The organism is Paenibacillus sp. F411, assembly GCF_017582705.1.
GTDB classification, from domain to species: Bacteria; Bacillota; Bacilli; order Paenibacillales; family Paenibacillaceae; genus Paenibacillus_AQ; species Paenibacillus_AQ algicola.
In genome coordinates, this window is the sequence record NZ_JAGFIP010000033.1 from 1 (window position 1) to 6,414 (window position 6,414).

Below are 6,414 nucleotides of genomic sequence, written 5' to 3' on the forward strand. Positions count from 1 at the left end.
TTGATAAATGATAGCCATAATGAACACCAACCTCGTTACACATTTTATATGTATGACGAGGTAAAATCAACCATTTTTTTAAGGAAACTCCTTGTCACTACGCGACTTTTTCGTTCAGCATCGTTACACAATCCGGGAACTCAGGATGCAAGTCAGCGGCCCATTGATCACCTAGAAAATAACAGAAACACAAAAAGGCGCCACCTTCTCGTCAGAAAGGAGGCGCCGGTATTCATGTCCTCTGCCTCGCTGGCAGGTCCATGATTAACGGTATGCAACATCCGTGAAAAGATTGGTGATCTTATACCAAATCCAATCCATAGCTTTATCTATATCTTTAACCTGTCCGGAAATATACGCTGTAGAAGCCTGAAACAGCTCCCCGTCGATGACGGTCAGATTCCCTTCTACCTGTCCAAAAACCTCAGTCTTGCCGTTCTCCACAGTGATGTCACCTGTAATGGTCTGGTCCGGCGGTATGATTACCGTCTGGCCTTTGATCACGAGCTTGTCAAGCTCGGTGCCTCTTACCACAAGCTGATTGTTCTGATCCCAGAAGCTGACGGTGCTGAACAGCATCACCACAAGAAACAGCGCTGCCGCGGTGATAGCAGGATGTCTTTTGACCCAGGTTACCCATGCCTTTTGCTTCTTCTCTTTGGGCAGCATGCCCATAATGCGCTCTGTTAAATCCTCCGAAGGGCCTGTGGCATGATGAGTCAGAGAGAACAAGAGCATATCTGTCTTCTCCAGCTCCTCCAGTCTGTTCCGGCAATCCGTGCATTCCACCATGTGAGCTTTCAGCTCCAGCTGCTGCGGCTTGGACAAGTCATTATCCAGATAATCATGCATCAAAGAGACGGCCACTTTGCAGTTCATATCAGCCATTCCTTTCGTTCGATCTCTTTGCTGGGTCCCGCTCTGTTACACAAAGCATAAGACTTGCTTCTTTGTTTACGCACCGGAAACGAAGATGTTTCATTTATTTTAATTCCTGTTTTACAGCTTATACTCCAGCTTCTTCCGCAAAAACTCACGTCCGCGGTGCACCCGCGTCTTGATCGTCGTCACCGGCAGATCCAGTACATCACTAATTTCCTGTAAGGATAGATCCTGAATGTACCTCAAAATCATAATACTCTTGTACTTCGCAGGCAGTGTCGCCATCGCTTGATGAATAATTTGCTGCGTCTCGGACAGCAGTACCTCGGATTCTACAGAAGGGTCCTGACTCGACAGCATGGAATACCCATCCGTGCCCTCCTGTTCACTCATCTCCGCATCAAGCGAGTATGAGGGCTTTCGTTTGCGAAGGCGATCAATACACAGATTAGTTGCGATCCGGTACACCCAGGTGGAGAACTTCTGCTTCTCATCATAGCGGTCCAGATTCTTATATACCCTCAAAAACGTTTCCTGCACTACATCCTCCGCCTCATGCCGGTTATACAGCATCCGATACGCGAGATGGAAGATCTTATCTTTATACAGCTCTAATAGCTCGGCAAAAGCCCGCTGGTCTCCCTTTCGGGCCAGCTTCGCCAGTCGTACATCTAAATTGTCCACCATAATTCCCCCAGAATGGTCTGATGGGTAACGTCTAAACACATCATTAAAATGGTAAATCATCCAAATCTAAAAAGCAACACAAATCATAAAGCCCCACCTGCACGAAAAAAGAAGCTCCCCCTAAAGGGAGCCTCTTCCGTGTCATTTCATGGCTTATAGGGCCTGCTTCACAGCACATGCCTCAAGGCCTGTTTCCCATTAACCGGTATTGCGGAGTCCCGCGGCAATGCCGTTAATCGTCAGCAGCACTTCACGCAGCAGATCCGGATCGTCCTCACCGCTGTCACGGAGATTACGAAGCTCCTTCAACAGCTGCACCTGCAGGTAGCTCAGCGGATCTACGTACGGGTTACGCAAACGAATGGATTCCTGCAGCATCAGCTGGTTATCCAGAATCTCCTGCTGGCCCGTAATTTTCAGCACCATTTGCTTCGTCAGCTCAAACTCGTTCTTCATCAGACCGAAGATGCGCTGTCTAGCCGTCTCATCACTCGTCATTAAGGAATATTCCTCTGCGATGATCAGATCAGCCTTAGCCAGAGCCATCTGCAGTGTATTAATGAGGGAAGTGAAGAACGGATAGTTAACATACATATCCTGAAGAACCTTCAGATTCTCTTCTTTGCCCTCATAATAACTGTTCAGGCCAGTGCCTGCCGCATACCAGGCCGGGAGCAGATAACGGCTCTGCGTCCAAGCAAATACCCATGGAATAGCCCGCAGATCCTCAAAACGGTCACTGTTCTTCCGCTTGGAAGGACGGGATCCGATGTTCAGCTCTCCTACCTCTGGCAACGGTGTAGATTCCTTAAAGAAGGACAAGAAATCCGGATCGCGGAAAATCAGGTCCTGATACTTGTTCTGCGACACTTCGGAGATTTGGGCTGCAATTGCCTCCCACTCCTTCTCCTGTGCGTTCTCCTGCGGTGTACGCGCCTGGATAGATGCCTTGATCAACGCCGATGTGGCCTGCTCCAAGCTGCGGTATGCAATGCCCTTCAGCGAGTACCGGGAGGAGATGACCTCTCCCTGCTCGGTAATTTTGATTCCGCCAGCAATTGTGTTCGCCGGTTGTGCCAAAATACTGCGGTTCAGCGGCATTCCTCCGCGTCCGAGAGATCCTCCGCGTCCGTGGAAGTATTTCAGCTTGATGCCGAACTCTTCGCCCACCTTCGTAATTTCCTTCATGGCCACTTGCAGCTCCCAGTTTGCCGTCACTGCGCCGCCATCTTTATTACTGTCGGAGTAACCCAGCATGATTTCCTGCACATCATTCATGGCCTTCACGCTCTCCCGGAAGAATGGAAGCTGGAACAGACGCTTCATTATGGCCGGAGCGGCATGAAGATCCTCAATCGTTTCAAACAATGGGGCTGACTGCAGTGTCGCTGTGACACGGCCGTCTGCATGCTTGCGAATCAACCCGACTTCCTTCGCGAATACCATGACCTCCAGGATATCACTAGCCCCTTCAGACATACTGATGAGGTAGCTGGAAATACAGTTGACGCCGAATTCCTGCTGCGCCCGGTACACTGTGCGGAATACCTCCAGGCACTCCTCTGTGCTTTCACTGTAGCCCTGGTAAGGAGTCGTCAGCGGACGAGGATCATTAAGCAGCTTATTCAGCAGCTCAATTTTGTCTTCTTCCTCCATAGACGCGTAGTCTTCCACCACGTTCATCTGAGCAAGAATTTCCTTCATCGCGTTCTCATGCTCTTTACTGTGCTGGCGGATATCCAGTGTCGCTGTATGGAACCCGAACAGCTCCGCTTGACGGATCGTCTGCTTCACAGACGTGTCTGCTACATAATCCGCAAAATGATGACGCAGGCTGCGGTCAATAATCCGCAAATCCTCAATGAATTCCTGAGGTGTCTGGTAACGCTCTGTACCTGTCATGTTCGGATCCAGGACGTGGGTCATTTTGGCCAGCATGTAAGCCAGCTTAATGCGGTAGGGCTCCTTCTCGTTATGCCAGATCTCCATCTTCTTCAGCGTTACCTTCTCGCGATCCTCATTGATCGACGCCAGCAGCTCTTCAGATACGTTCACGATGGTCGTGCTGAAGCTCAGACTCTTCATCAGACCTGTCAAAATACGCTGGTACTCGCGGATAGCCAGCTTGCGCTGCATTTCCAGCGTCTTCCACGTTACATCCGCCTTTACCGATGGATTTCCATCACGGTCGCCGCCGATCCAGGAACCAAAGCGAAGGTATGTAGGCACATGCCAGTCATTCCCCGGATAATATTTGTTCAGGCAGCGTTCCAGCTCCTGATAAACCTCTGGCAGCACGTGGAACAGCGTCTCATGGAAATAGTACATCCCATTGCGCACTTCATCCAGTACCGTTGGCTTGCGGTCACGCAGCTCATCTGTCTGCCACAGGGTAATAACATCATTCAACAGCTTCTCGCGCAGCTGCTCTCTTTCGCGGAAAGTCAGCGTCGGATTATCCAGCAGCATAACGTCCTCGGAAATTCTTTTGTGAATATCTAGAATCGCACGGCGCATCGCTTCTGTTGGATGAGCCGTCATCACGAGCTCCAGGGAAAGCCCTTCCAGCATATTTTGCACTTCTTCAAACGTGAAGTTACGCTCCTTGAGCTCCTGCACAGCACTTTCGATAGAGCCAGGCTGCACGCTTTCCCCTGCAGAACGCTCATAATCCCGTTTACGGCGGATCCGGTGGTTCTGCTCCGCAATGTTCACCAATTGGAAGTACACCGCGAACGCGCGGATCACCTGATGCCTCACGTCCGGTTTCAACGTGCTTACCATTTGCTTGAATTCTGCAAAAAGCTCCGGTAAAAACTCGGAACGCAGCGATTTACTGGTCTCACGGATTTTTTCGACAATATCCAGTAATTCAGTTCCGCCTTGGTGGACCAGAACTTCACCCAGAATGTTTCCTAGAAACCGTACATCACGCCGCAGCAGATTGTTGGAATTGCTCTTGGCGGTTACAGTAAGTTCAGACATATTGCTCCTCCCATCTCATCCCGATAACAGTTTATCTAGTTTATGCTTCCTAACATCATACAATAAATACTCTCGAAAATCTTTACTTTGCGGTTAAAAAGTTCAGCATTCCGACAAAAGAAGACGTTTTCACGCATGTCTTATCCACATGGTGGATAAAGACAATCCGGCGTAAGCTGCACGCTTGCATAAGTAACATTCAGCGTTATCAATACATAGGATCAGGAATGTTCAGCGTTTCAAAACCGCAAGGCTGTAAGCCTGTTCGCGCTCATAATCTACCTGGCTGAAAAGTTCAATGCCCCTGAGTTATGTAGTGCATCTAACGCTTTATCACAGTGACACTTCGCAGGAGCATGGCATGAGGATGTAAAAAAAACATCACCTTAGTGATGTCCTGCGTTATGTATGGAGCGGGTGATGGGAATCGAACCCACGCTACCAGCTTGGAAGGCTGGAGTTCTACCATTGAACTACACCCGCAGATGTAACAATCGGGACGACACGATTTGAACATGCGACCCCCTGGTCCCAAACCAGGTGCTCTACCAAGCTGAGCTACGTCCCGTTACATACTACTTATGAAAAATGGCGTCCCCTGAGAGATTCGAACTCCCGACCTTTTGATTCGTAGTCAAACGCTCTATCCAGCTGAGCTAAGGGGACTTATGGAGCGGACGACGGGAATCGAACCCGCGACCCTCGCCTTGGCAAGGCGATGCTCTACCGCTGAGTCAAAGACGCTAGATCCTAAGTCTAGTGCGTCTGCCAATTCCGCCACACGCGCACAAGGTTAAAACAATGGTGAGCCATGAAGGACTCGAACCTTCGACACCCTGATTAAAAGTCAGGTGCTCTACCAACTGAGCTAATGGCTCTCAAGCAAACTCACTTAAGAAAATGGCTGGGGATATAGGATTCGAACCTATGCATGACGGAGTCAAAGTCCGTTGCCTTACCGCTTGGCTAATCCCCAATATGATATTCGCTCCTTAGTTTGTCCAACCATGAGACAAATTATGAAACGATCATGGTGGAGGCTGAGGGGATCGAACCCCCGACCCTCTGCTTGTAAGGCAGATGCTCTCCCAGCTGAGCTAAGCCTCCATGTAGATGAAGCATATTAAGAAAGTGGTGACCCGTAGGGGATACTCTCACTACGTTCGAGACTGCGAAGTATTCCTCACGCCGCTTAAGCTCCGACGAACCATTGGGATTCTCATCCCTAGAAGCTAGTAAAGAAAGTGGTGACCCGTAGGGGATTCGAACCCCTGTTACCTCCGTGAAAGGGAGGTGTCTTAACCCCTTGACCAACGGGCCTTGCAATGGAGCTTCCAACCGGGATCGAACCGGTGACCTCATCCTTACCATGGATGCACTCTACCTACTGAGCTATGGAAGCAAGTGGCTCCCCGAACAGGACTCGAACCTGTGACAACTCGATTAACAGTCGAGTGCTCTACCAACTGAGCTATCAGGGAATATGTAATGCACGCTTGGCGGCGTCCTACTCTCCCGGGACCCTGCGGTCCAAGTACCATCGGCGCTGGAAGGCTTAACGGTCGTGTTCGGGATGGGTACGCGTGGAACCCTTCCGCCATCACCACCAAACGTGATTCAGATGTTTGATCACCTGAAAACTAGATACGAAACGAATATGCGTTGTTAGATTGATCATTAGCGTAATGCTTCCGAAGTTAGCTTTACTGCGTAAAGCTCTGCGGATGCTTTCGTAGCTAGCTTTGCTTCGCAAAGCTTGTAGGATAAGCCCTCGACCGATTAGTATTGGTCAGCTCCATGCATTGCTGCACTTCCACCTCCAACCTATCTACCTCGTGGTCTTCAAGGGGTCTTACATAC

General features: G+C 49.8%; 3 protein-coding genes, 10 tRNA genes and 2 rRNA genes. All 15 read right to left on the reverse strand.

Going from position 1 to position 6,414, the window contains the following annotated elements; translation table 11 throughout:
• Window positions 1–264: 264 nt before the first annotated feature.
• Entirely contained in the window at window positions 265–879 is a 615-nt protein-coding gene (locus JJQ72_RS19930; protein WP_208204755.1) for a zf-HC2 domain-containing protein, read from the reverse strand.
• Between the two features lie 120 nt (window positions 880–999).
• Window positions 1,000–1,569: an RNA polymerase sigma factor SigW gene (gene sigW / locus JJQ72_RS19935; protein ID WP_208204756.1), complete on the reverse strand. Its 570-nt coding sequence runs from the start codon at window positions 1,567–1,569 to the stop codon at window positions 1,000–1,002.
• Window positions 1,570–1,767: 198 nt separating this feature from the next.
• On the reverse strand, window positions 1,768–4,554 hold the full coding sequence (gene ppc / locus JJQ72_RS19940) for a phosphoenolpyruvate carboxylase (RefSeq protein ID WP_138227115.1): 2,787 nt from the start codon (window positions 4,552–4,554) through the stop codon (window positions 1,768–1,770).
• Window positions 4,555–4,963: 409 nt separating this feature from the next.
• Window positions 4,964–5,037 (reverse strand) — tRNA-Gly (locus JJQ72_RS19945).
• Between the two features lie 11 nt (window positions 5,038–5,048).
• Window positions 5,049–5,122: transfer RNA gene (locus tag JJQ72_RS19950), tRNA-Pro, on the reverse strand.
• A gap of 21 nt (window positions 5,123–5,143) precedes the next feature.
• Window positions 5,144–5,220: transfer RNA gene (locus tag JJQ72_RS19955), tRNA-Arg, on the reverse strand.
• Between the two features lie 3 nt (window positions 5,221–5,223).
• Window positions 5,224–5,298: transfer RNA gene (locus JJQ72_RS19960), tRNA-Gly, on the reverse strand.
• A 58-nt stretch (window positions 5,299–5,356) separates the two neighbouring features.
• Window positions 5,357–5,432, reverse strand: a tRNA-Lys gene (locus JJQ72_RS19965).
• A 23-nt stretch (window positions 5,433–5,455) separates the two neighbouring features.
• A tRNA-Gln gene (locus tag JJQ72_RS19970) sits at window positions 5,456–5,530 on the reverse strand.
• A 55-nt stretch (window positions 5,531–5,585) separates the two neighbouring features.
• Window positions 5,586–5,661, reverse strand: a tRNA-Val gene (locus JJQ72_RS19975).
• Between the two features lie 138 nt (window positions 5,662–5,799).
• A tRNA-Glu gene (locus JJQ72_RS19980) sits at window positions 5,800–5,874 on the reverse strand.
• 6 nt (window positions 5,875–5,880) lie between these two features.
• Window positions 5,881–5,956: transfer RNA gene (locus JJQ72_RS19985), tRNA-Thr, on the reverse strand.
• A gap of 3 nt (window positions 5,957–5,959) precedes the next feature.
• Window positions 5,960–6,035, reverse strand: a tRNA-Asn gene (locus JJQ72_RS19990).
• 13 nt (window positions 6,036–6,048) lie between these two features.
• Window positions 6,049–6,165: ribosomal RNA gene (gene rrf, locus JJQ72_RS19995) — 5S ribosomal RNA — on the reverse strand.
• 148 nt (window positions 6,166–6,313) lie between these two features.
• A 23S ribosomal RNA gene (locus JJQ72_RS20000) occupies window positions 6,314–6,414 on the reverse strand; the annotation flags it as partial.

What these genes read in the sequence shown, in the direction of transcription:
- JJQ72_RS19930 (WP_208204755.1), bottom strand. Translation starts at nt 879, where the DNA reads ATGAACTGCAAAGTGGCCGTCTCTTTGATGCATGATTATCTGGATAAT.
- sigW (WP_208204756.1), bottom strand. Translation starts at nt 1,569, where the DNA reads ATGGTGGACAATTTAGATGTACGACTGGCGAAGCTGGCCCGAAAGGGA.
- ppc (WP_138227115.1), bottom strand. Translation starts at nt 4,554, where the DNA reads ATGTCTGAACTTACTGTAACCGCCAAGAGCAATTCCAACAATCTGCTG.